This window comes from Allokutzneria oryzae (genome assembly GCF_042429765.1).
Taxonomy (GTDB): domain Bacteria; phylum Actinomycetota; class Actinomycetes; order Mycobacteriales; family Pseudonocardiaceae; genus Allokutzneria; species Allokutzneria oryzae.
The window spans coordinates 344,636-368,796 of record NZ_JBHLZU010000027.1 but is presented as its reverse complement, the minus strand read 5'-3'; the positions used below and the strand labels follow the sequence as shown (position 1 = coordinate 368,796).

Genomic DNA, 24,161 nt, shown 5'->3' with positions numbered 1-24,161 from the left:
GGCACGGCGGTGCCGGAGTTCCTGGCTCCCCCTCGCGGGGTGACAGTGGCGGGACCGCGCCGGACTCACACCGGCTTCCTCCCTGCATCGCCGTTCGCGGTGACCATACTGACAGTCCTCGGCTTCCTCCCCCACCTGCAAGTAGCATCCGCCGCGTGCCAGCCGACGCCACAGCCGACCGCTCGCGCCGGGACGCCTGCCCCGGCGCGGTCACGGTGCACCGCGCGGCCGACGGCGGGCTGGCGCGGATCAGGGTGCCCGGGGGAACGCTGACGAAGGCCCAGTTCAAGGCGGTTCTGACGGCGTCGGCGGCGTTCGGCGACGGGCAGCTGGAGCTGACATCGCGGGCGAACATCCAGATCCGCGGGCTGCTGGCGGGGGCGGAGGCACGGCTCGCCGAGCGGCTGTGCGCGGCCGGGTTGCTGCCCTCGGTGAGCCACGAGCGTGTGCGCAACATCATCGCCTCGCCGCTCGGCGGGGACCAGCCGCTCGTCGACGAGCTCGACCGCGAGCTGTGCTCCTGGCCGGAGCTGGCCGACCTGCCGGGCCGGTTCCTGGTCACCATCGACAGCCGGGGCGACGTGAGCGGGCTGGGCGGGGACGTCGGGCTGGCTCGGGTCGGGCCCGTCGGCACCGACTGGGCCCTGCTGCTGGCCGGTCAGGACACCGGCGTGCGCGTCCCGGAGAGCCAGACCGTCACCACGGTGATCGCCGCCGCGCAGGCGTTCCTGGTCGAGCGCGCGCAGCAGGGTTGCGCGGCGTGGCGGCTCACCGAGCTGGTCGAGGGGCCGCAGCGGGTTCTGCGGCGACTGGCGCTGCCGATCACGCGCCACCGCGTGGAGGTCCGGCCGTCCCTGCCACTGGCGACCGGCTTCGCGGGCCCGAGGACGCTGGTCGTTGGCGCCCCGCTCGGCAGGCTCGACGCGGCGCAGGGCTCGGAGCTGTTACGCGTCGCGGGTTCCACGCTGCGACTGACGCCGTGGCGCAGCATCGTGCTCGGCGACGTCGCGCCCGGCACCGTAGTCGGCCGGGACCTGATCACCGATCCCCGCTCGCCGTGGCACGGGGTGACCTCGTGCGCGGGCATGCCCGGCTGCGTGAAGTCCCTCGCGGACGTGCGCGCGGACGCGGCCGCCTGGCTGCGCGCCGAGCCGGAGCCGAGCTCGCGGCGGGTGCACTGGGCGGGCTGCTCGCGGCGCTGCGGCCGTCCTCAGGGCGAGGTGGTCGACGTCGTGGCGACGGCGGGCGGCTACGAGGTCGACGACAAGTACACAGTGGACACGGCCGCCGCACTCGCGGTGGCCCGGAGGGACAAGTGACCGGGTACATCAAGGACGGGGCCGAGATCTACCGGCAGTCCTTCGCCACCATTCGTGCCGAGAGCGACCTGAGCGGGTTGCCGGAGGACATAGCGCGGGTGGCGGTGCGCATGATCCACGCGTGCGGGATGACGGACCTGGTGCGGGACATCGGGTTCTCACCGCGCGTGGTCGCCGACGCCCGCGCCGCGCTGCTGGCGGGGGCGCCGATCCTGTGTGATGCCAACATGGTCGCGGCCGGGGTGACCCGCAAGCGGCTGCCCGCCGACAACGAGGTCGTGTGCACGCTGCGCGATCCACGCGTCCCCGCGCTGGCGGCCGAGCTCGGCAACACCCGCAGCGCCGCCGCGCTGGAGCTGTGGCGAGACAGGCTCGGCGGCTCCGTCGTGGCGATCGGCAACGCGCCCACCGCGCTGTTCCACCTGCTCGACATGATCGCCGCCGGAGCGCCGCGCCCAGCGGCGGTGTTGGGTGTCCCGGTCGGCTTCATCGGTGCGGCGGAGTCCAAGGACGCCTTGGCGGACAACACTCTCGGACTGGAGTACCTGGTCGTGCGCGGGCGGCGCGGGGGAAGCGCCATCACCGCGGCGGCCGTCAACGCGATCGCGAGCGAGGAAGAATGAGCGGGCGGCTGTACGGCGTCGGGCTGGGTCCGGGGGACCCTGAGCTGGTCACGGTGAAGGCGGCCAGGCTGATCGGCGCGGCCGACGTGATCGCCTTCCACAGCGCGCGGCACGGCCGCAGCATCGCCCGCTCGATCGCCGAGCCCTACCTGCGCGGCGACCAGATCGAGGAGCAGCTGGTCTACCCGGTCACCACCGGGACCACCGACCATCCCGGCGGCTACCAGGGCGCCATCGACGAGTTCTACGCCTCCTGCGCGCAACGCCTCGCCGCGCACCTGGAAGCGGGTCGCGACGTCGTGGTGCTGGCCGAGGGCGATCCGTTCTTCTACGGCTCCTACATGCACATGCACAAGCGGCTCGCGCACCGCTTCCCCACTGAGGTCGTGCCGGGTGTGACCTCGGTCAGCGGCGCGTCGGCGGAGCTGGGCAGGCCGCTGGTGGAGCGCGACGAGACGCTGACCGTGCTGCCGGGAACCCTGCCGAGCGACGTGCTGGCGCAGCGCGTCGCCGCGACCGACTCCGCGGTGATCATGAAGCTGGGCCGCACCTTCGAGGGCGTCCGGTCCGCTCTGGACACGGCGGGACGGCTCGGCGAGGCATGGTACGTGGAGCGGGCGACCACGGAGAAGCAGCGCATCGAGCCGCTGGCCGATGTCGACCCCGCGACCGTGCCGTACTTCTCGGTGGCGGTGCTGCCGAGCCGGGTGCACACGGAGACCCGTCCATCCACTTCGGACAGTCCGCGCCAGGGCACCGGCGAGGTCGTGGTCGTCGGCCTCGGTCCCGCCGGGCGGGAGTGGACGACGCCAGAGGTCCAGGCGGCTCTCGAATCCGCCGACGACCTGGTCGGTTACGTCACCTACATCAACCGCGTGCCACCGAACCCGCGCCAGCGCAGGCACGCATCGGACAACAAGGTCGAGGCGGAGCGCGCCGCGTTCGCGCTGGACCTGGCCAAGCGCGGATCGCGCGTCGTCGTGGTGTCCTCCGGCGACCCCGGCGTGTTCGCCATGGCCAGCGCCGTTCTCGAAGTCGCGGGCGAGGAGCAGTTCGCCGACGTCCCGGTCAGGGTGCTGCCCGGCCTCACCGCGGCTCAGGCCGTCGCCAGCCGGGTCGGGGCGCCGCTGGGGCACGACTTCTGCGTGCTCTCGCTGTCGGACCGGCTGAAGCCGTGGGAGATCATCGCCACCCGGCTCGACGCCGCCGCGCGCGCCGACCTGGTGCTGGCGATCTACAACCCGGCATCGCGCAGCCGCACCTGGCAGGTGGAGAAGGCCAGGGACCTGTTGCTGGAGCACCGTTCCCCGGACACGCCCGTGGTCATCGGCCGCGACGTCGGCGGGCCGGAGGAGTCGGTCAGGGTGGTCCGGCTCGCCGACCTCGATCCCTCCACAGTGGACATGCGCTGCCTGCTGCTGGTCGGGTCGTCCGCCACCCAGTGGCGTGACGGCGTGGTGTTCACCCCGCGCCGCTACCCCGGATGAGCCACTCCACCGCCTCCGGCACGGACGCGACCTCGGTCACGGCCGGAGGCAGCGGCGGGCGGCGCAGAATGACGACGGGCAGGCCGAGATGACGGGCCGCGACGAGCTTCGCGGCGGTCATCCCGCCGCCGCTGTCCTTGGTGACGAGCACGTCCACGCGGTGCTCGCGCAGCAGCTCGATCTCACCGTCCACAGTGAACGGTCCGCGCCCGAGCACGACTCGCATCCGGCCCAGCGAGGTGTCCGGGGCGTCCACGGAGCGGACGAGGAAGAACTTGTCCAGCCTCGCGAACACGGGCAGGTCGCGACGGCCGGTCGTGAGGAAGACCCGGTCCCCCAGGGTTTCCAGGACCTCGGCGGCTTCGTCGAGCGAGTCCACCCAGTGCCAGCGGTCACCGGGCTCGGGGGCCCAGCCCGGCCTTCGCAGCACGAGGAAGGCGATGCCCAGCATCGCAGTGGCCCGCGCCGCCGAGGCGGTCATCGTGCTGGCGAAGGGATGCGTCGCGTCAACCACGGCATCCACCGCGTTGTCCTGAAGCCACGTGGTGAGTCCTTCGACGCCGCCGAACCCGCCGACGCGCACCTCACCTACCGGCAGCTTGGGGTCGCGCACGCGTCCGGCGAGCGAGGAGATGACCCGCAGGTCCTCCCCGGCGAGCTCCGCCGCGAGCTTCCTGGCCTCTCCGGTCCCACCCAGGACCAGCACCGTTGCCGTCACTGTTGCATCCTGTCCCCGTGAGCACGAATCTGCGCTATGGCTGGACGACGGGGGCGTGCGCCACAGCGGCGACCACCGCGGCCTACACGGCGCTGCTCACCGGCGAGTTCCCCGACCCGGTGGAAATCCTGCTGCCCAAGGGCCAACGGCCCGCTTTCGCACTGGCCCGGGAAGAGCTGCTGCCGGGCTCCGGCTACGCCACGGTGGTCAAGGACGCGGGCGACGACCCGGACGTCACGCACGGCGCACTGATCTCCTCGACAGTGCGGCACGGTGCGCCGGGCAGCGGCGTGGTGTTCCGCGCGGGCCCAGGAGTCGGCACGGTGACGAAGCCGGGGCTGCCGCTGGAGGTGGGCGAACCGGCGATCAACCCCGTGCCGCGGCAGATGATGCGCGAACACGTCGCGCGTGTCGCGGAGGCGCACGGTGGAACTGGTGACGTGGTCGTGGAGATCTCCGTGGACAACGGCGAGGAGATCGCCAAGCACACGTGGAACCCACGCCTGGGAATCCTGGGTGGACTGTCCATTTTGGGCACAACGGGAATCGTCGTGCCGTACTCGTGCTCCGCGTGGATCGACAGCATCCGGCGTGGTGTGGACGTGGCGCGCGCGGCGGGCTACCGCCATGTGGCGGGCTGCACGGGGAGCACATCGGAGAAGGTCGCGGCGAAGCTCTACGACCTGCCCGAGGACGCGTTGCTGGACATGGGCGACTTCGCGGGCGCGGTGCTGAAGTACGTCAAGCGGCATCCCGTGCCACGCCTGACGATCGCAGGCGGCATCGGCAAGATGTCCAAGCTCGCCGACGGCCACCTGGACCTGCATTCCGGTCGCTCTCAGGTGAACCACGACCTGCTGGCCGACCTCACCGCCCAGGCGGGCGGCGGCCCCGAGCTGGTCGAGCGGGTCCGTGCGGCGAACACCGCGCTCGGGGCGCTGCACCTGTGCCAGGAAGCCGGGCTGCCACTGGGAGATCTCGTCGCCGTGGGCGCGCTCGCCACCTGTCGTCAGGTCCTCGCCGAGTCCCCGGTCGCGGTTGATGTCGTGGTGATCGACCGTGCCGGGGTGATCGTCGGCCGGGCCTAGGTACGACACCGGGCCGTGGAGTACAGGTGGCTGTCGAGGAACCCGCTCGCGGTGAGCACCTTCCCGACCACGATCACCGCCGCGCTGCGGACGCCCGCCGCGTGCACCTGCGCTGCGATGTCGGCGAGGGTGCCGCGCAGGACGACCTCGTTCTCCCGGCTGGCCCACGCCACGACCGCGACCGGGCAGTCCTCACCGTAGTTCGGCACCAGCTCCGCGACGACCTCGTCAATCCGTTGCACAGCAAGGTGAACGACCATGGTGGAGCGGCTGCGGCCCAACGAGGTCAGGTCCTCGCCCTCCGGCATCGGCGTCGAGCGCGCGGAAGTCCGTGTCAGCACGACGGTCTGACCGACGCCGGGGACGGTGAACTCCCGCTTCAAGGTCGCCGCCGCGGCAGCGAAGGCCGGAACGCCTGGCACGACCTCGTAGGGCACCCCGGCATCGTCCAGGCGACGCATCTGCTCCGCCATCGCGCTGAACACCGACGGGTCGCCGGAGTGCAGCCGAGCCACGTCCTTGCCCTGCTCGTGCGCGGCGACCAGCTCGGCGAGGATCTGGTCCAGGTTGAGGTTCGCGGTGTCGATGACGCGCGCGTCCGACGGGCACAGCTCCAGCAGCTCGGTCGGCACGAACGCGCCCGCGTACAGGCAGACCGGCGCCGCCTCGATGAGCCGCTGACCGCGCACCGTGATCAGGTCGGCCGCGCCGGGTCCGGCTCCGATGAAGTACACGGTCACTGCTGTTCTCCCTTGACGACGTTCCAGATGGTCACGGGCATCAACGCCCGCCAGCCGGTGAAACCGCCGACCGGCGAACCCCTGCTGACCGCGAGCCGCACCAGCTCCCCGCCCAGCTCGCCGTGCCACCGCGCGAGCACGGCCTCGGACTCGACGGTGACCGCGTTGGCCACGAGCCGACCGCCCGGCGCGAGCGCGGCGAAACACCGCTCGACCACTCCAGGCACGGTGATGCCGCCGCCGATGAACACCGCGTCCGGCTGGTCAAGCCCTTCGAGTGCGGCGGGCACCGCGCCGCGCACGACCCGAACCGACGGCACGCCGAGGGCTCCGGCGTTCCGGACGATCCGGTCGGCGCGTTCGGGGTGCTTCTCGATCGCGACGGCGCGGCAGCTCGGGTGGGCTCGTGACCACTCGATCGCGATGCTGCCCGCGCCCGCTCCCACGTCCCACAGCAGCTGGCCGGGCACGGGCGCGAGGGTGGCGAGGGTGACCGCGCGGACCTCGCGCTTGGTGAGCTGGCCGTCGTGTTCGAAGGCGTCGTCGGGCAGGCCGGGCACCGATGAGAGCCGTGGGCCGTCGAGCGCGCATTCGACCGCGATCACGTTGAGCGCGGCGCACTTCTCGTTCCAGGTGGCGGCGCTCGCGCTGGTCCGGCGTTCGTCGGGACCGCCGAGCTGTTCGAGCACGGTGAGCGTGCTCGCGCCGTAGCCGCGCGCGGTGAGCAGGGCGGCGACCTCGGCGGGGGTCCCGCCGTCCGCGCTGAGCACCAGCACGCGGCGTCCGGGGTGCACCGCGACGTTCAGCGCCTCCACCGGGCGGCCGACCGCGGAGACCACCTCGACGTCGTCGAGCGGCCAGCCGAGCCGGGCGCAGGCCAGCGACACCGACGACGGGTGTGGCAGCACCCGCAGGCGCTCCGGCCCGACCAGCCGCGCGAGGGTGGAGCCGACCCCGAAGAACATCGGGTCACCGCTGGCCAGCACGCAGAGCGCCTTGCCGCGATGGGCTTCGAGCAGGCCGGGAAGGGCGGGCAGCATCGGTGACGGCCAGCTGACCCGCTCGCCGTCACCGGGGACGAGCGCGAGCTGCCTGGAGCTGCCGAAGAGCACGTCGGCAGCGAGCACCGCGCGCCGTGCGGGCGCCGAGAGGCCGTCCCAGCCGTCGGCGCCGATCCCGACGACGGAGACCAGGTCAGCTTCCACGCGACGACCTTATGTCAGCTGCGCGGCGATCCAGTCCCCATAGTGAGCAACACTGCTGCCGACCGTCGGGTAGCGCAGCTGGCCGCACGGGCCGACTCCCCATGAGATCACGCCGACGAGCTTGCCGTTGGCGTACATGGGGCCACCGTTGTCGAACTGGCAACCGCCCTTGCCCTCGACGCCGCCGACGCACATCATGCCCTCGTCGACGCGCTGGACACCCTCGTAGTTCGCGACGCAGGTGCTGTGCGCCACCGGCTTGACGGTCACCTTCCGCAGCGCGTACGGCGGCTTGCCCTCGCGGTCGTGGCCCCAGCCCGCGAGCACCACGTCACCGGTCGGCTGCTCGCCCGTGAGGGCGGCGGGCTGGATCCGCTTTGTCAGCGCGACCTTTTCGGACAACCGTATGACCGCGACGTTGTTCGCCAACGTGGAGCTGTCGTACTTCGGGTGCACCACGACCTTGTCGACGCCGACCGCGCGCTGACCGGGGGCCGCCACCCTCAGGGAATGCCCACCGAGCACCACCTTCAGCGTGGCGGGGTCCGGCCTGTTCACGCAGCTCGCGACCGTGAGCACGTGCCGCTCACCGACCAGGACGGCGCCACAGGCGAACTCGCCGAGCTCCTGCACGTACGCGGCGGAGGGGAACTCCCCCGTCCTGGCCGGACCGCCACCGGCGATGGCGTGCGCCGGAACAGAGGGGAGCAGTGCTGTCAAGGACAGCAAGGTGATTGCGAGGACCTTTCGGCGCACAGTGGCGAATTCCCTTCGGTCAGCACGATTACTGGCTCGCAGAGTATGGCGAACATCGGCCGGGATGGCATGCTCGGTCCCATGGGTATCTTCACGGTTGAGGAGGCGCGCGCCGAGCTGGAACGACTCCAGCCCGTGCTCCGGGAGATCGTCGCCGTGCGCGCCGACGCCGCCGAGCTCGCCGGGGCCGTCGCGCACGGCGGCCGGTCGCTGAAGCTGGGAGGGCTGCCGGAACTCAAGGCGGCGCAAGCGAAACTCGACGACCTGATGACGCGCGTACAGGAAACCGGCGCCGAGCTCAAGGGGTTCGCCCCGCTGCTGGTGGACTTCCCCTCGGACTTCGACGGCGTCCCGGTGCTGTTGTGCTGGCTGGAGGGTGAGGCCGAGCTCGGCTGGTACCACCGCGCCGACCTGGGCTTCGCGGCACGGCGCAGACTTCCGGACAGCGAGTAGGAGAGCGCTCCCCGCGCGTCCACTTGGGACGATCAGGTCAGGTGTTCGACCACGGCGTCCAGCCAGCGCTTCGGCTGGTCGACATGGGCCATGTGCCCGGCCTCGTCGAGGACCACGGCCCTGGCGGCGGGGATCAGCCTCAGCGCCTGGTCCACCAGCTCAGCGGGGAAGGTCGTGTCCTGCCGCCCGTGCAGGAGCAGCAACGGAATCCGCAGCGCGGCCAACCGCCGCGGGGCGTCGTCGACGCGCGGCGACGGCAGGATTCCTTTGCGGAGCGGGCGAAGCCACTCCTCGGAGAACCGGACGCCTTCGAGCCGCTGGAGGTACTCGGCGCGCGCCTGCGGCCGCCAGACATCGGTGGCCGCGCCCGCGACGGCCATGGACCTGGTATCGCCGTCCCACCGCTTTTCTTCCTTGCGCGATACGGGAAGCACGCTGCTGGACGCCACGATCAGCCTGCGCACCCTGCGCGGCGCGGTGATGGCGAGGCGCTGCGCGATCAGCCCACCGTAGGAGAAGCCCAGCACGTCGGCGTCGTCGACTTCGAGCGAGTCGAGCAGCGCGACGAGGTCGGAGACCACGGCGTCGGGGGTGTACTGGTCGTCGGCGAGACCGCTCGTGGAGCGCCCGCACCCGCGCAGGTCCGGCAGGACCACCCGGCACGTCCCGGCGAGCTCGTCGAGAGGCCGGCGCAGATACGTGTGGTCCCAGTCGGGTCCGCCGTGAATCACCAACAGCGTCCGCTCGGCGGGACCATCCGACCGCGCGACGAACAGTTTTACCTCTGGCTCAACGGAAACCGGGACAAGGCTCTCGACAAACACGATGACCAGTCTGCCCGATCCGACCGGCGGGAGGCGCCGAACGCGCCGCGGTGCGGTGGGCCGACCTGACCCCGCCTGCAGGTCGGCCCCACGGCTTCAGGAGACGCGGCTCCGGTCGCCCTCGCGGCTCTCGGTTCCGTTCACCGCGGCACTCTCCCCTGGTGCCACCGTGAACGGAGCCGTGATGACCTGTTCGGTCCCGCGGCGGACAGGTGCGCTCAGGCGCACCGGCCGCGCGCCCTGGCGCTGAGGCATGGCGATGGCCTGCGCCAGGATGTGGTCGGCGTCCATGCCCGGCAGGTGGATCCAGGCGAGATCCTGGTAGTTGGCGCTGTCGATGCGGATCGGCGCGCACCTGGCCGGCGGGACCTGCATGATCCGGAACGGCTCGACGACGTTCTGCCACACCCAGCGCGAGATGATCAGGGTGGCGCCCACCTTGTCGCCGCAGGGGTCGGTGGCCATGCACTGCGCCACCGCCGCGCGGAAGACCGGAGCCTCCAGCAGCCTGCTCGCCACGATGTACGGCCGGTGGTAGTGCCCCTCCTCGCGCATGGGTCCACAGTGGACGGCCATCCGGGCGCGGAGCGGGATGCGGTGCTCCCGGTTGCGCCAGCGGAGCAGGTGGTCGAGGTGGAACAGCATCTCGACCAGCCGGGGCGCCGCCTCCTCGGCGTAGGCGAGCAGGACCCCGTCGCCGGTGTGCCGCGGCTGCACCGCGTCCTCGCGTTCGAGGCCCACCGCGCGCAGGGCCTCGTCGAGATGGTCGTCCAGATCGGTCTTCATGTTGTCGAGCTGGTCGTCGGCGACCTGGGTCGAGCTGACGACGTCGACGGCGAGCACAGCGTGCGTCGCCGGTACCTCCACGGCCACAGTCGCTCCCTCCGCGCGTCTGCTTGCGCAATGCATGGAGGAAGTCTGTCCGGCGTTGTTCGGGCGGACTCCCGAAAAATGAGGAATTGGGGACGACTGCTCTTGCGCTATCGGGTGATCTCGTCAGGGCTGAGTAAATTCGCGCAGCGCCGACAGGTCAAGAATGACCATCGTGCGATAGCTGGTGTCCACCAGGTTCATCTCGCGCAGCCGCCGCAGCGCCAGGTCGACCGAGGTCTCCGAGGCGGGCAGGCTCTGCGCGAGATCGCGTTGCGCCCACGGGATGTCGATCTGCCAGCGGCCATCGCCGAGGGGTTTGCCGTTCTCGGTGACGAGGTCGAGCAACCGCCGCGCCAGCCGATAGGTGACATCGCCCTGGGTTTGTTCGAGCCGTTGCTCATTGGCATATGCCAGCCTGGCGAAGTTCATCATCAGTGTTTCGCGGCGGGCGTCGTCGTAGTCGACGAGAAACCGCCGGAACGCCTCGGCGCTGATCCTGCGGACCTCGACGTCCTCGACCGCGACCACGTCGGCCATCCTCGGGCGCTCGCCCAGCACGGCCATCTCGCCGTAGAGGTCACCCGGCTGGCCGAGCGCGAGCACCACCTCGGAACCGTTGCGCCCGCGCGCGACCACCTTGACCCGCCCGGCGAGCAGCAGAACTACGCTGTCGCCTTGCTCACCGGCGTGCAGCACGGGTGTGCCGCGCTTGTAGAACTGCACGGTGCCCAGCGTTCGCAGGTGCGCCGCTGTGCTGGCGCTGAGGCGTTTCGCGAACACCGCGGGCGTCGTCGTTCCCTCGTCCATGCCGCCTCCCGCGCCTTGACGAAGGGCCTTGCGCCCCACGCAAGCAACCACGCAGGGTACTGGAGCGGCTACACAACGCCCGCGAGGCGTCGGCGACTCAGGCCGCGGCCTGGTAGCACCGGGCGGAGAGGTAGCGCCGCACGATCACGTCGACCACCCGGGGGTGCGCTCCCAGCGGCGCCGCGACCACATCCGGCTCGGCCGCGGCCACGGCTCGGTGGAACAAGCCGGGGGCGAGCAACCAGGACGCCACCGCGATCCGCCTGCCCCGCGCCCGCAGACCGGCGACCACACGGGGCACGGAGGGCTGCGCGGTGGTCACGTACGCCTGGTGCACCGGGGCTCCGACCCGCAGCGCCAGCATGGTCGCCGCGCGTCTGACCTCGTTCAGCGCGTCCTGGTTCGACGAACCCGCGGCGACGAACACCACGGCGTCGCCCGAGCGCCATCCCGCGGCGAGCAGCCGGTCGTGCGCTGCCGCGACCACGCCCGGGTCGGCACCCAACGCGGGTGTCACCTTCACACCCGGGCGCCCGGACGCGGCGATCTCCGTCGGGAGGTCCACACGGACGTGGTAGCCCGAGGCCAGGAACGCGGGCATCACGACGCACGGCCCCGGCGGAGTCCCGCCCAGCACGGCGGACAGCCGGGGTTGGCACACGTCGGCGTAGGCGACGGAGACCGGAACCATGGGCAGCCGCGCGCGCACGGCGTCCGCGATCCTTTCGATCACCCGTGTTCCCGCCGGGTCCCGAGTCCCGTGGGCGACCAGGACGAGCGTCACCCCGCTCCTCCGATCGGCCCGGTCTCCACCGGTAATCGGTAGCCGCGTTTGACCACCGTCTGCACGAGCCCCGGCTCGCCCAGGGCCGTGCGCAGCCGCCCGATCGCGGTCTCCACGGCGTGCCCGTCGCCGGTTCCCGGTAATGCCTGGAGTAATCGGTCTCGTGGGACGACTCGGCCGGAGTAGTCGGCGAGCAGCCGCAACACGGCCATCTGCGCCGGGGCGACCGGGCGAAGCCGGCCGTCCACGAGCACGGCGCGACCGCGCAGCTCCAAGTCGCGACCCGCCACTCGGAGTCTGCGGGCGCGCGCGGGCAGCTCCTCGGAGAGCAACCGCACCAGTCCGCCGATCCGGGCCCGCTCCGGACGCGAGCTCGGCACGCCGACGGCCTCGAACGGCCCAGCGCACACCGGGCCGACGCAGGCCGCGAAGACGTCCTCGCGCAGCGCCTCGCACAGCTGCGCGTGCCGCCCGTTCGCCTCCGCCCTGGCCAGCATGCTGGCGACCGCCGGCGCGCTGGTGAAGGTCACCGCGTCCACGGCACCGCCGAGAACACCGTCGACGAGCCGGTCGAGAGGATCGGTGTCCGCAGGGGGAATCCAGCGGTACACCGGCACCTCGACGACCTCTGCGCCCGCGACCCGCAGAGTTTCCACGAATCCGGGCAACGGTTCGCCGTGCAGCTGAACGGCGATCCGCATCCCGCTCACCCCGCCGTCGACCAGGTGCTCCACCAGCTCGGCGTTGGACTCCGACGAGGGGGACCACGCCTCGACGAGTCCGGCCGCGCGCACGGCGCCCTTGGCCTTCGGCCCCCTGGCGAGCACTCTCGCCCGAGCCATCCGGTCGAGCAGCGCTCCCGCGAGCCCCCAGCCCTCGGCTGCTTCGAGCCAGCCGCGGAACCCGATGGCGGTGGTGACCACGACCGCGTGCACCGCGTCGGCGAGGACCTGTCTGGTCGCGGCGAGGAGCTCGGCGTCGTCGGGCAACGGCACGATCCGGATGGCCGGGGCGTGCACCACCGCCGCCCCGCGCCGCTCCAGCAACGCGATCAGCTCATCGGCGCGGCGGGCCGCCGTCACGCCGATGGTGAACCCCGCCAGCGGTGGCGTCGCGGTCGCGAGCGTCATCGCAGTCCCACCTCGACCACGCCGTCGGCGGTGCGCACCGGGTAGACGGGGACGGTGATCGTGGGGTCGTCTACACACTCCCCCGTGACCAGGTCGAACGCGTGCTTGAGCATCGGCGAGACCACCACCGGCCGGCCCGCCCGGTCGCCGACGATGCCCCGGGACAGCACGGCAGCGCCGGTGCAGGGGTCGATGTTGCCGACCGCGTGGACGGCGCCGTCCGCGGTGCGGAACAGCGCGACCTGGCCGCCGTCGGGGAGCAGCGCCGCTGCTCCGCGCTCCGGCCACAACCGCTCCGCCGGGCAGATCCGCAGCCAGGTCAGCAGTGGCGCCTCGCTCGTTGTCACCTTCGAACCTCCGGAACTCCCAGTGGGACGGGAACCTTCTGCCCGCGCTCGGCGCGGAAGGAGATGGTCGGGTCGGGGGTGCCGGGCGCGTTGACGAAGGAGGTGAACCTGGCCAGCTTCACCGGGTCCTCCAGCACACCGCGCCACTCGTCGGCGTAGGAGTCGACGTGCGCGGCCATCGCCAGTTCGAGCTCGGCGCAGATGCCTAGGCTGTCCTCGACGATCACCTCGCGGAGGTGGTCGAGCCCGCCGTCCATCGCCTCCACCCAGGCCGACGTGCGCTGCAACCGGTCGGCGGTGCGCACGTAGAACATCAGGAACCGGTCGATCAGCGCGAGCAGTGACCGTTTGTCCACATCGGACACAAGGAGATCGGCGTGCCGGGGGGTGAACCCGCCGTTGCCCCCGACGTAGAGGTTCCAGCCGTTCTCGGTGGCGATGACGCCGATGTCCTTGCTCCTGGCCTCTGCGCACTCCCTTGCGCAGCCGGACACCGCCGCCTTGATCTTGTGGGGCGCGCGCAGGCCCCGGTAGCGCAGCTCCAGCTCGATGGCCAGGCCGACCGAGTCCTGCACGCCGTAGCGGCACCACGCCTCGCCGACGCAGGACTTCACCGTGCGCAGCGCCTTGCCGTAGGCGTGACCGGACTCGAAGCCCGCGTCGACGAGCCTGCGCCAGATCTGCGGCAGCTGGTCCACCGTCGCGCCGAAGAGATCGATCCGCTGCCCGCCGGTGATCTTGGTGTAGAGCGCGAAGTCCCGCGCGACCTCGGCGATCACCAACAGCTTCTCCGGGGTGATCTCGCCGCCCGGGATGCGCGGCACCACCGAGTAGGTGCCGTTGCGCTGCAGGTTGGCCAGGAAGTGGTCGTTGGTGTCCTGCAACGCGGCCTGCTCGCCGTCGAGGACGTGCCCGGAGCCCAGCGACGCGAGGATGGACGCCACGGTGGGCTTGCAGATGTCGCAGCCGCGGCCCCGACCGTGCCGCGCGAGCAGGGCGCTGAAGGTGCGGATGCCGGTGGCGCGCAGGATCTCGAACAACTCCGCCCGCGAGTGGTCGAAGTGCTCGCACAGGGCTTTCGACTGCTCGACCCCGCACGAGACCAGCAGCTGCTTGAGCATGGGCACGCACGAGCCGCACCCGGTGCCCGCTTTGGTGCAGGTCTTGAGGGCGGGTACGTCGTGGCAGCCGTCGTGCACCGCCTTTTCGACCGTGACCTTGGTGACCGCGTGGCACGAGCAGACCTGGGCGTCGGCGGGCAGAGCGTCAAGGCCGAGGGCCGGTGCGCCACCTGGAGGGCCGATCAGCGAGCCCGGGTCGGCGGGCAGGGCGCGACCCACCAGCGGGCGCAGCGATCCGTAGGCGGAGGCGTCACCCACCAGCACCCCACCGAGCAACGTGGTGGCGTCGTCGGACACAACGAGCTTCTTGTAGACACCGGTGACAGGGTCGTTGTGCACGACCTCAAGCGCGCCCGCAGTGGTGGCGTGCGCGTCGCCGAAGCTCGCGACGTCCACACCGAGCAGCTTGAGCTTCGTGGACGTGTCCGGGGTGGAGAACGTGGCGTCCCCACCGAGCAAGCGGTCCGCGACGGTCTCGGCCATCGCGTAGCCGGGAGCGACCAACCCGTAGGCACGGCCGTCGAAGCTGGCGCACTCCCCCACCGCCCACACGTCCGGGTCACTGGTGCGGCAGGTGTCGTCGACCACGGCACCGCCGCGCTCGGCGACGTCCAGCCCGGCCGTGCGGAAGAGCTCGTCGCGCGGTCGGACACCGGCGGAGAAAACAACCAGTCCAGTGTGGACATTGCCGCCGTCGGACAGGTTGACGAGCAGGCCGTCGCCATGACGCCGGACCTCGCTCACCGATACTCCACAGTGGACTTCGAGGCCCATGTCCTCGACGGTTCTGCGCAGCAGCGCCCCGCCGCCCTCGTCGACCTGGAGCGGCATCAAGCGTGGCGCGAGCTCGATGACGTGACCGCCCAGTCCCAGTCCGCGCAGCACGTTCGCGGCTTCCAGGCCGAGCAGCCCACCGCCGACCACCACACCGGTGGTGTGCCCCTTGGCTGCCGAGCGGATCGCGTCCAGGTCCTCGATCGTCCGGTAGGTGAAGCAGCCGGGGAGGTCGTGCCCTGGCACGGGCGGCACGAACGGTGAAGAACCGGTCGCCAGCACGAGCGCGTCGTAACCGAGGACATGACCGGTCACCGTCCGCACCACCCGCGCCTCGCGTTCGATCTCCACCACAGGGGCACCAAGGCGAAGGTCGACGTGTGGATCACCGGCGAACCCGGCACCGTCGAGCTGGAGCCGCGCCGCGTCCCAGTCGTCCACATAGGACGACAGGGCGACCCGGTCGTATGCGGGCCGAGCCTCCTCGGCGAGCACGGTGATCCGCCACTCGCCCGCGGTGTCCCGAGCGCGCAGCGCTTGGACCAGCCGGTGACCGACCATGCCGTGCCCGATGACCACGAGGTGCTTCATCCTGTCCCTCCCGCCGTCCGGTCGGGGCCCACTGGCAATGGTGGTGGCCCCGGGTTTCGCGTTGTTCTCCCGCACGTGACGCCGCTGTTAACCGGCGCGCGTCACACTCGCGCGTATGCCAGGCTCGGCACCCTCCTCACCAGGACCCGGCTGCGCAGGTAGCACCACCAGGTGACGCCCACGCAGACCAGGTAGAAGGCCAGGAACCCGTACAGCGCGCCGGTGATGCCACCGGTGGTGACGATGGAGATCCGGAACCCCTGGCTGACGAAGAAGCCGCCGAAGGCCCCCACCGCCCCCGCGATGCCGATCGCGGCCGCCGCCTCACGCCTGGCCCGCGCCTGGGCCGCCGATCCGGCCTGGGCGGCGAAGATCGCCGGGATCATCCGGTAGGTGGAGCCGTTGCCGACCCCGCTGGTGACGAACAACAGCAGGAAGGCGGCGAGGAACACCGCGAAGCTGCCGGTGCGCAGCCCGCCGACGACCAGGAGGGTCGCGGCGCCCATGGCGAGGAACGTCCACTGGGTCACCCGCGCGCCGCCCAGCCGGTCCGCGAGCCAGCCGCCGAGCGGCCGGGCGAGCGAACCGACCGCCGCGCCGAGCCACGCGTAGTGACTGCCGTCGACCTCGGGGAACTGGGTCTGGATCAGCAACGGCAGCGCGCCGGAGAAGCCGATGAACGAACCGAAGGTGCCGATGTAGAGGAACGACACCACCCACGTCTGCGGCCGGGTCGCCGCGAGCGCCTGGGACCGGAAGTCGGCCTTGGCCCCCTCCAGGTTGTCCATGAACAGCAGGGCGCACACGGCGGCGAGCACGATCAGCGGCAGGTAGAACACCCCCGCGTAGACCAGGTGGACGCCCGTGCCCATGGAGATGACCACCGGCACCACCAGCTGCGCGAGCGCGACTCCGAGGTTGCCGCCCGCCGCGTTCAGGCCGAGCGCGAGACCCTTGCGCGACTCCGGGTAGAAGTAGGAGATGTTGGCCATCGAGGACGCGAAGTTGCCGCCGCCGATCCCGGCCAGCGCCGCCGCGAGCAGGAACATCCCGAACGGCGTCCCCGGATCGGACACGCACCAGATCAGCAGGCCGCACGGCACGAGGAGCAACGCCGCGCTGACCGCGGTCCAGTTGCGCCCGCCGAAGCGCGGAACCGCGAAGGTGTAGGGCAGCCGCAGCGCCGCGCCGAGCAGACTGGGCACGGCGACCAGCCAGAACCGCTGGTCGACCGAGAAGTGGAACCCCGCGGCGGGCAGGCTGACCACGATCACGCTCCACACGGTCCAGAGCGAGAAGCCCAGGTGCTCGGCGAGGATGGAGAACCACAGGTTCCGCCGCGCCACCCGCCGGCCGGTGCGCTCCCAGAAGTCGGGGTTCTCCGGTTCCCAGTGCTGGATCCAACGACCACTCATACGACCTCCCTCGGTGTCCGTGCCGACGCTAGAAAACGGGCGTTACCCATGTGGTGCCGCTTGTGACGGCCACGAGAAATCAGCCTCACACAACGAAAACCGCCACGGTGAGCTCGATCGCGATCTGTGGACAGAGCACCCCGATGTGGACAACTCGCCGGCTGCGACACGGATTTCGGCCGTCGTTGTCGGTGGTGCGTGGAAAAGTGGAATCAGGGGGTTCCCCCTCGCGCGCGGGCGAATGAAAGACGGTGGACTGACTGGGCGGTCGTGTGCTGGGTCGTGTAGCTGGGTGGTGGGGCCGCGCCGCCGGTGAAGTGGCGTGGTGAGGGCATCCCGATTCGCGGTGTCCGACACGTCGTCGGGGTTGGATCCCCCAAGGTCTCCAGCGCCTCGGCCTCCGTCGTCCTGCCGTCCGGGGGACTTGCGGGGCGGGTCCCTCTCGGTCGTGTCCCGGTATGCGCGCCGGCTGGCTGGCGTGGACGGGGTTTTCGCGTTATGTAGCCTTATTGCGCAAAAGAGCGCTCCCATTTCGCATCAAGGTGACAAAACGCGAAAAGAAGGGCGTGCGCGGGGGTGAGGGTGTCAGGGGGTGGTGAGGTGGTGTTACCACTTGCAGGACACGACCTAGGCGGGAGCGGCGGGATGATCGGATCGGTGTGTCTCGGGTTTCCCGTTCCGTACTCATAGCGGGGTTCGCTAGACCGCTGTGGCGCGGGGTGGGGGTTCCTGGGCCGCCAGCCAGTCGACCAGGCCGCACACCGCGTCGCGGCAGCCGCCGCATCCCGTGGTGGCCCTGGTCGCGTCGGCGAGGGCTCCCGCGCTGCGCGCGCCCGCCCGCCACGCGGTGACCAGCTGCCCCTTGCTGACCGTGTTGCACCGGCAGATCACCGCGCTCGCCGGGAGATCCGCCGGTCCGGCGGGCACCGCCGACGGCAGGGCCCTGCCGAGCAGCAACGCCAGCCGGTCGGCGGGCGCCGGGATGCCGCGGTCGTAGAGCTGGGTGATCATCGCCGCCGCGTCGGGCGCTCCGAGCAGGATCGCGCCGGTCACCCGGTCCTCGCGCAGCACGAGCTTGGCGTAGCGGCCGCGCGCCGGGTCCTCCAGGCGCAGCACCTCCGCGCCCGGCTCGTCCGGTTCGGTGTGGACCTCACCGAGCGCCGCGAGGTCGATGTCGCGGGCCTTCAACCTGGTCACCACCGGGGTGCCGCGATAACGGGAGCTCGGGTCCGCACCGGTGAGCAGGTCAGCGAGGACCGCGGCCTGATCCCACGCCGACTGCACGAGACCGGAGACGGTTCCGGAATGCTCGGCGCAGTCGCCCAGCGCGAAAACCCTGGGGTCACTGGTGCGCAGCGCGTCGTCCACCAGGACTCCGCGATCGACCGCCAGCCCGCAGTCGCGGGCGAGGCCGACTTCCGGTCGCACTCCCGCCGAGACCACGACGAGATCGGCGGGAACGTGTCCGCCGTCGTCGAGCTTGAGCCCGTCACCGGGCAGGTAGCGCGTCGCCAGCACTCCGAGCCGGACCTCGATTCCCAGTGCCGCCAAGGACTTCGCCAGGGCAGCACCTGCGGACGCGTCGAGCTGCCGTTCCATCAGGTGGCCGACCGGGTGCACGACGGTGACCAGGTTGCCGCGCCCCGCCAAGCCTCGCGCGGCTTCCAGGCCGAGCAGTCCTCCGCCGAGCACGGCCACCGGGGAGCCGGGCGCCGTCGCGGCCATGATCCGCTCGCAGTCGTCCAGGGTGCGGAACGTGTGCACACCGGGCGCGAGCACCTCGTTCTCCCCGCGCAGCCCCTCGGTCGGTGGCACCCACGGAGCGCTTCCCGTCGCGAGAACCAGGGCGTCGTAAGGAACCACGGAACCGTCGTCCAGCACGACCTCACGCGTCGCTCGATCCACTGTGGACACGCCAATGCCCAGGCGCACAGCGACATTCTCGGAGCAGCGCAGCTGGACGGCCTCCGGCGCCAACGAGCCCGCGAGCACAGAGGACAGCAGCACCCTGTTGTACGCGGTGTGCTGCTCAGCTCCCAGAACCGTCAACGAGACGCGCTCCGCCTCGGGGTCACGTCGCCGGATCTCCTCGGCCAGCCGCGCACCGGCCATGCCGTAGCCCACGACGACCACTCGCCTCGGCCTCATGTCACCGCCTCCAGTCTGACAGCGCACACCTTGAACTCGGGCATCCTGCTGACCGGGTCGAGCACCGGGTTGGTGATCAGGTTCGCTCGCTGCTCTCCTGGAAAGTGGAACGGCAGGAACACCGTGTCGATCCGCATTCCCGGAACACAGCGAACGGTGGCCAGCACCGACCCGCGCCGTGAGCTGACGCGAGCCAGATCCCCTTGGGAGAGCCCGGCTCGGCCGGCGGTGTCGGGATGAACCTCGACGAAAGCCCCGGGCACGGCGGAGTTCAGCTCCGGAACCCGCCGCGTCTGCGCCCCGGACTGGTAGTGCTGCAACACCCTTCCCGTTGTCGCGCGGAGCGGGTACTGCTCGTCCGGAGGCTCCGCAGGTCCTCGGTGGTCCACGGGGACCAGGCGAGCACGACCGTCGACATGCGCGAAGCGGTCGAGAAACAGGCGCGGTGTTCCCGGATGCGACTCGTCGGGACAAGGCCAGTGCAGCGCCTCACCGGCACGCAGTCGTTCGTAGGTGATACCCGAGTAGTCCGCAACACCGCCCGCGCTGGCTCGGCGAAGTTCCTCGAACACGGTCTCCTCGGATGCGGGAAAGCGATCCGCTGGTTGGCCAAGCCGAACAGCCAGCTCGTGCAGCACTTCGAGATCAGTGCGCACTCCTGCCGGTGGGTCGATCGCGCGCCGGCGAAGCAGCACTCGTCCTTCCAGGTTGGTCATAGTGCCGCCTTCTTCCGCCCATTGCGTCACCGGAAGCACGACATCGGCCAGCGACGCTGTTTCCGACAGGACGAAGTCGGCGACCACCAGGAAATCCAGCGCCGCCAAGCGATCCGACACATGCGACGCGCGTGGTGCGGACACGACGACGTTGCTGCCGAACACCATCAGGGCACGCGGGCCTGACCCGAGCGAGTCCAGCAGTTCGTAGGCGGACTTTCCCGGACCCGGCAAGGAATTCGGGTCGATTCCCCACACGCCGGCGACATGTTCTCGTGCCGCTGGGTCGTCGATCTTGCGGTAACCCGGGAGCTGGTCGGCCTTCTGCCCGTGTTCCCGGCCGCCTTGACCGTTTCCCTGTCCGGTCAGGCAACCGAAGCCGGAGCCCTTTCGCCCTGGCAACCCCAGCGCGAGCGCGAGGTTGATCCACGCCGACACAGTGTCCGAGCCGCTCGCGTGCTGCTCGGTCCCACGCGCGGTGAGCACATACGCGTTGGCAGCTCGGGCAAGCATGGCGACGGCACGCCGTTGGTCCGCCGCAGCAACACCGGTGACACGCTCGACCTGCTCGGGCCACCAGCGCGCGGCGGCCTGCCACGCCTCCGCGAAACCCGATGTGCGGTCACGGAGGTACTCGGTGTCCAAGTAGCCGTCGGTCACGGCGACGTGGAGAAGGCCGAGTGCCAGAGCGAGATCCGTTCCCGGGGCCGGGGCGAGGTGCACCGCGGCCTGATCCGCCGTGGCCGTGCGGCGGGGATCTACGACCACGAGTCCGCCCGTGTCGATCGCCCTGCGGAGGTGTTGGGTGAACGGCGGCATGGTCTCGGCGACGTTGGCACCCACGAGCAGGACCGCATCGGCTTCCGCGAGATCCGTTACCGGGAAAGGCAATCCCCGATCGACTCCGAACGCGCGCATGCCCGCCGCGGCGGCCGAGGACATGCAGAACCGACCGTTGTAGTCGATGTGCGAAGTACCGAGCGCGACCCTGGCGAACTTGCCGAGCAGGTAGGACTTCTCGTTGGTCAGGCCACCACCGCCGAAAACCGCGACGGCGTCCGGACCGTGTTCCGCACGCAGGTCCGCGAGGCGTTGCGCGACAAGGTCAAGTGCCACAGTCCACGACACCGGTTCCAGTGTGCCGTTCCGTCGTACCAACGGGGAGGTGAGGCGGTCAGGAGTGCTGAGCAACGTCGCGGAGGTCCAGCCCTTCTGACACAGGCCGCCCCGGTTGACGGGGAAGTCCCTCGGCGCGACGACCGGGCCGGGCTGGATCGTCATCCCGCACTGGAGCGCGCAGTACGGGCAGTGCGTCGGAGTCGGCACGGAACACCCCCTTCGTCTCCGGACGCTAGGAGCCAGGGGTTATCCGGAGGTGGCCGCGTGTTTCCAGTAGGCAAACTTGTCCGCACATCGGGGGGTGTGCTCTTGACAGGTAGGTCTCGGAGCGCCTGGTCCGCCCATCGCGGAGAATGGGGCGCATGGATCTCGTGTGGCCCGAGGGCGAGGAGTTCGATGACCGCGCCAAGCTCCTCCGCGAAGAGCTGCCCAATCTCGAAGCGGAACTGAACACGTCGATTCGATTGGTGCGCAAGGACTCCGGCGTCGGGCCGCGGTGGGTCTGCCGCATCGACCCCGACCACGACGGCCCCGCGGTTCTCCGGCGTGACAGCGAGCTGATCGAGTCCGTCGGGCGTACGCACGAGGAGATGTGGGAGACCTTCAGCCTCCGGCACACGTGGCTGCGGACGGGCGCGGACGCCTCCGCCTCCGACGCGGCTGACCTGGATGAAGCGGTCGATCGGATCATCAACGAGGTCGGGTTCACCTATCCCGCGTTCGCGTTGCGGGGCTTGAACTGGGACAAGCTGTGCGACCACTACGCCCCGCTTGTCCTGGCGGCGGATGATCCCCTCGCGGTGTGCCAGGAATGGGTCGCGCAGCTCGGCGATGCGCACACCGCCGTGCATTCCACGCCACGGCACGTGCCGCTCCCCTACGCCGCATCGATGACGACACTGGTCAGGGTTCCCGAGGGCAGCGTCGCGTGGGAGGCCGGAGTTCGCCCCGGATGGCGGCTGCACGCGCCGCGGGCCGAGGAGATGACCCGACGGACGGGAGCTTCACCGCACATGCACCCGTACCTCGTCGGCAGGCGGCTGCTCTCCGGTCAGGCTCATGTCGAAGCCGAATGGCGTGCTTTCGGGCCAGACGGTGCGGATGTCACGTGGGTCGAAGCACCGACCGGACTGCCGTACGGGGACTTGGTGACGTGGCACCGACGGAACGGCGTTGGCCATGTCCGGCTGAAGCAGTGGGTGGCCGGCGCCGGGATCGCCGACGCGCTGGACGAAGCGCTCGCCGAGCTGGCCGACTGCGAGGAGCTGGCGCTCGACCTTCGCGGCAATGTCGGCGGGAACGTGGTTCTGGCGCGTGCGACGCGGGATCGGTTCCTGCACGAGGAAACCCTGCTCGGATCAGTGCGCTACAGCATCGGCAACAAGCTCTCCGAACCGGTGCCGATGATCGGGTGCCCAGCGGACGGAGCGCGGTGGCACGGACGGCTGACGGTGCTCACCGACGCGATGACGTACTCCGCGAGTGAGGACTTCCTGCTCGGCTTGCAAGGACTCGACCATGTTCGCGTGGTCGGCGAGCCCAGCGGCGGTGGTAGTGGAAGGCCCCGCGTCGTCAGGCTGCTGCCGGGGTGGTCCATCACCATCAGCACCGTGCTGACCTATGACCGCAACGGTCACTGCGTGGAGAACGCCGGAGTTCCCGTTGACTCCGCGAGCACGTCCAGGCAGTGGCGGTAGAACCGTTGCGCGTCAACCTTCTTGGCGCACTTGACCAGGCGACCGGAGTCGGCGCGAACAGTACGGCCCTGGCTCACCCCTTCGGTGAGCACCACGCAGCGGACGTCCTCGAACTCGCACAGGTCGGGCTCCGCGAGGTAGGAGGTCGTCAGGCTGTCCCAGCAGCAGTAGGAGAACCCGGTCGTCTCGAAGCAGCCGAAGGTCATGGCGAGCAGTGAGCCCGCGAGGTCGCTCAGCGGCGAGCCGTAGTGGCGGCCGAAGGAGCGCGCGAACTCCGGGGTGATCGGCACCTGGTCGGTGGCGTCCAAGGGGAACAGCGTGATCGGGATCTCCGACTCGAACACGCGGCGGGCGGCGGCGGGGTCCCAGTAGACGTTCCACTCCGCGCTGCCGTCGTGGCCGGGCCGGTCCACGTTGCCCGCGACGTCGATCGCGCCGCCCATGAAGACCAGCTCGGCGATCTTCGACTCGACCTCCGGGTGCTCCCGCAGGCACCAGGCCAGGTTGGTCAACGGCCCGATCATGAGCAGTGTCACGGGTTCCGGCGCGGTGCTCAGCCATTCGGCCAGCTGGAGGTGCGCGGGCAGCGGCGACAACCGCGCCGTGTTCTCCGCGCGCTGGTTGAGCACTGGCAACGCGTCCGCGCGCAACGCGTCCACCCGCCACTCCAGGGGGAACGGGTTCGGGCCCGCCAGGGTGCCCGCCGCGACCGGGACGTGCTGCGCGCCCGCCAGGTCCAGGATCTTGCGGGTGACCGAGACGGCGGGCTCGATCAGGCAGTCCGCCGGGGTGACCGTGACGCCCTTGAGCGAGACCCCCCGATATCTGGTGAGCAGGGTCAACGACAGCAGGTCGTCCAGCGCGCCGTCGTGGTCGAAGTAGATCGCGCGTGCCACGCGGGGATTATCCCCGCTCGGCGTCGGAGAGGAAGGTCAGCTCGTGGTCGAAGTCGAACCACAGGCTCTCCTCACCGGAGGGCACCAGCAGGTAGCTGTCGTTGAGGAAGTCCGCGAGCACCTCGGCGTCCGCGCCGAAGCGGGCCAGCCCGGCCGGGGTGCTGAACTCGATCTCGACGAGGTCCATCGGCCCGGAGATCGGCCAGATCTTGACGTCTCCCTCGCCCGCCTTGCCGAGCAGGCCGTCGGCCAGCAGCTCGCGGGCGACGATCCACTCGACGCTCTTGCCGCGCAGCGGGTTGAACAGCATGCGGATCGCGTACGGGTCGGTCGTGGAGTACTCCAGCTCCACCTCGACGGTGACGGCGGGCGCCAGCAGCAGGTTGAACATCGTCGTGGTGCGGATCTCGTCGTGCTCCATGCCATCTCCCTCACCTGTCGTGTGCTTGCGGGGAGGAGACGCCGCGATCCGCCGCGCTTGACGCGGTTTCGGCCACGTCACACCCAATCGTGACAAAAGGCGACCCCGC

Annotated in this window: 22 protein-coding genes and 1 riboswitch; of the genes, 6 read left to right on the top strand and 16 right to left on the bottom strand. The window is 70.8% G+C overall.

The annotated features are described in order from the left end of the window. Positions 1–15 precede the first annotated feature (15 nt). A riboswitch (cobalamin riboswitch) is annotated at positions 16–81 on the bottom strand. Positions 82–155: 74 nt separating this feature from the next. The 3 genes from ACFFQA_RS32085 to ACFFQA_RS32075 are packed head-to-tail and all read left to right on the top strand — an operon-like array spanning position 156 to position 3,429. Continuing rightward, on the top strand, positions 156–1,319 hold the full coding sequence (locus ACFFQA_RS32085) for a ferredoxin-like domain-containing protein (RefSeq protein ID WP_377860455.1): 1,164 nt from the start codon (positions 156–158) through the stop codon (positions 1,317–1,319). After that, complete coding sequence (locus ACFFQA_RS32080; protein ID WP_377860453.1) at positions 1,316–1,942, top strand: precorrin-8X methylmutase; 627 nt, start codon at positions 1,316–1,318, stop codon at positions 1,940–1,942. The genes ACFFQA_RS32085 and ACFFQA_RS32080 overlap by 4 nt, the downstream gene beginning before the upstream one ends. Further along, the gene (locus tag ACFFQA_RS32075; RefSeq protein ID WP_377860451.1) at positions 1,939–3,429 is read left to right on the top strand and encodes a precorrin-2 C(20)-methyltransferase; all 1,491 of its coding nucleotides are present in this window, start codon (positions 1,939–1,941) and stop codon (positions 3,427–3,429) included. Before ACFFQA_RS32080 ends, ACFFQA_RS32075 begins: the two co-directional genes overlap by 4 nt. Here the strand turns inward: ACFFQA_RS32075 and ACFFQA_RS32070 are convergent. Beyond that, positions 3,404–4,147, bottom strand: a complete 744-nt coding sequence (locus tag ACFFQA_RS32070; RefSeq protein WP_377860449.1) for a cobalt-precorrin-6A reductase — start codon at positions 4,145–4,147, stop codon at positions 3,404–3,406. The two genes, ACFFQA_RS32075 and ACFFQA_RS32070, sit on opposite strands and share 26 nt — an antisense overlap. Positions 4,148–4,164: 17 nt before the next feature. On the opposite strand from ACFFQA_RS32070, the gene ACFFQA_RS32065 reads away from it, so the two are divergent. Next, a complete protein-coding gene (locus ACFFQA_RS32065) occupies positions 4,165–5,235 on the top strand; it encodes a cobalt-precorrin-5B (C(1))-methyltransferase (protein WP_377860447.1) in 1,071 nt (356 codons plus the stop codon). Here ACFFQA_RS32065 and cobM read toward each other — a convergent pair. The 3 genes from cobM to ACFFQA_RS32050 are packed head-to-tail and all read right to left on the bottom strand — an operon-like array spanning position 5,232 to position 7,900. Beyond that, entirely contained in the window at positions 5,232–5,975 is a 744-nt protein-coding gene (cobM, locus tag ACFFQA_RS32060; protein ID WP_377860445.1) for a precorrin-4 C(11)-methyltransferase, read from the bottom strand. The genes ACFFQA_RS32065 and cobM overlap by 4 nt on opposite strands. Then, the gene (gene cbiE / locus ACFFQA_RS32055) at positions 5,972–7,180 is read right to left on the bottom strand and encodes a precorrin-6y C5,15-methyltransferase (decarboxylating) subunit CbiE (RefSeq protein WP_377860443.1); all 1,209 of its coding nucleotides are present in this window, start codon (positions 7,178–7,180) and stop codon (positions 5,972–5,974) included. The genes cobM and cbiE overlap by 4 nt, the downstream gene beginning before the upstream one ends. 9 nt (positions 7,181–7,189) lie before the next feature. Beyond that, entirely contained in the window at positions 7,190–7,900 is a 711-nt protein-coding gene (locus ACFFQA_RS32050) for a serine protease (RefSeq protein ID WP_377860441.1), read from the bottom strand. Positions 7,901–8,017: 117 nt separating this feature from the next. Between ACFFQA_RS32050 and ACFFQA_RS32045 the strand changes: the two genes are divergently transcribed. Further along, positions 8,018–8,389, top strand: coding sequence for a DUF2203 domain-containing protein (locus ACFFQA_RS32045; protein ID WP_377860439.1), 372 nt, complete (start codon positions 8,018–8,020; stop codon positions 8,387–8,389). A 32-nt stretch (positions 8,390–8,421) separates the two neighbouring features. Here ACFFQA_RS32045 and ACFFQA_RS32040 read toward each other — a convergent pair whose 3' ends face one another. The 10 genes from ACFFQA_RS32040 to ACFFQA_RS31995 form a co-directional block, all read right to left on the bottom strand. Next, complete coding sequence (locus tag ACFFQA_RS32040) at positions 8,422–9,213, bottom strand: alpha/beta fold hydrolase (protein ID WP_377860437.1); 792 nt, start codon at positions 9,211–9,213, stop codon at positions 8,422–8,424. A gap of 96 nt (positions 9,214–9,309) precedes the next feature. Then, a complete protein-coding gene (locus tag ACFFQA_RS32035) occupies positions 9,310–10,086 on the bottom strand; it encodes a hypothetical protein (protein ID WP_377860435.1) in 777 nt (258 codons plus the stop codon). A gap of 123 nt (positions 10,087–10,209) precedes the next feature. Continuing rightward, the gene (locus ACFFQA_RS32030; protein WP_377860433.1) at positions 10,210–10,893 is read right to left on the bottom strand and encodes a Crp/Fnr family transcriptional regulator; all 684 of its coding nucleotides are present in this window, start codon (positions 10,891–10,893) and stop codon (positions 10,210–10,212) included. A 97-nt stretch (positions 10,894–10,990) separates the two neighbouring features. Next, positions 10,991–11,677 carry a sirohydrochlorin chelatase gene (locus ACFFQA_RS32025; RefSeq protein WP_377860431.1) on the bottom strand — a complete coding sequence of 229 codons (687 nt, stop codon included), beginning with the start codon at positions 11,675–11,677 and terminating at the stop codon, positions 10,991–10,993. Further along, entirely contained in the window at positions 11,674–12,807 is a 1,134-nt protein-coding gene (locus ACFFQA_RS32020; RefSeq protein ID WP_377860429.1) for a uroporphyrinogen-III synthase, read from the bottom strand. Before ACFFQA_RS32020 ends, ACFFQA_RS32025 begins: the two co-directional genes overlap by 4 nt. Next, the gene (gene nirD / locus ACFFQA_RS32015; protein WP_377860427.1) at positions 12,804–13,154 is read right to left on the bottom strand and encodes a nitrite reductase small subunit NirD; all 351 of its coding nucleotides are present in this window, start codon (positions 13,152–13,154) and stop codon (positions 12,804–12,806) included. Before nirD ends, ACFFQA_RS32020 begins: the two co-directional genes overlap by 4 nt. Continuing rightward, positions 13,151–15,640, bottom strand: a complete 2,490-nt coding sequence (gene nirB / locus ACFFQA_RS32010; RefSeq protein WP_377860425.1) for a nitrite reductase large subunit NirB — start codon at positions 15,638–15,640, stop codon at positions 13,151–13,153. The genes nirD and nirB overlap by 4 nt, the downstream gene beginning before the upstream one ends. A gap of 101 nt (positions 15,641–15,741) precedes the next feature. Continuing rightward, entirely contained in the window at positions 15,742–17,055 is a 1,314-nt protein-coding gene (locus tag ACFFQA_RS32005; RefSeq protein ID WP_377860423.1) for an MFS transporter, read from the bottom strand. Positions 17,056–17,754: 699 nt separating this feature from the next. Then, on the bottom strand, positions 17,755–19,203 hold the full coding sequence (locus tag ACFFQA_RS32000) for an FAD-dependent oxidoreductase (RefSeq protein ID WP_377860421.1): 1,449 nt from the start codon (positions 19,201–19,203) through the stop codon (positions 17,755–17,757). Beyond that, on the bottom strand, positions 19,200–21,245 hold the full coding sequence (locus tag ACFFQA_RS31995) for a molybdopterin oxidoreductase family protein (RefSeq protein WP_377860419.1): 2,046 nt from the start codon (positions 21,243–21,245) through the stop codon (positions 19,200–19,202). The genes ACFFQA_RS32000 and ACFFQA_RS31995 overlap by 4 nt, the downstream gene beginning before the upstream one ends. Positions 21,246–21,400: 155 nt before the next feature. Here ACFFQA_RS31995 and ACFFQA_RS31990 point away from each other — a divergent pair, with 155 nt between their 5' ends. Further along, positions 21,401–22,735, top strand: a complete 1,335-nt coding sequence (locus ACFFQA_RS31990; protein WP_377860417.1) for a S41 family peptidase — start codon at positions 21,401–21,403, stop codon at positions 22,733–22,735. Here ACFFQA_RS31990 and ACFFQA_RS31985 read toward each other — a convergent pair. Then, positions 22,672–23,631: a nucleoside hydrolase gene (locus tag ACFFQA_RS31985; protein WP_377860415.1), complete on the bottom strand. Its 960-nt coding sequence runs from the start codon at positions 23,629–23,631 to the stop codon at positions 22,672–22,674. The genes ACFFQA_RS31990 and ACFFQA_RS31985 overlap by 64 nt on opposite strands. A 7-nt stretch (positions 23,632–23,638) precedes the next feature. Then, positions 23,639–24,052, bottom strand: coding sequence for an SsgA family sporulation/cell division regulator (locus ACFFQA_RS31980; protein WP_377860413.1), 414 nt, complete (start codon positions 24,050–24,052; stop codon positions 23,639–23,641). Positions 24,053–24,161 lie beyond the last annotated feature (109 nt).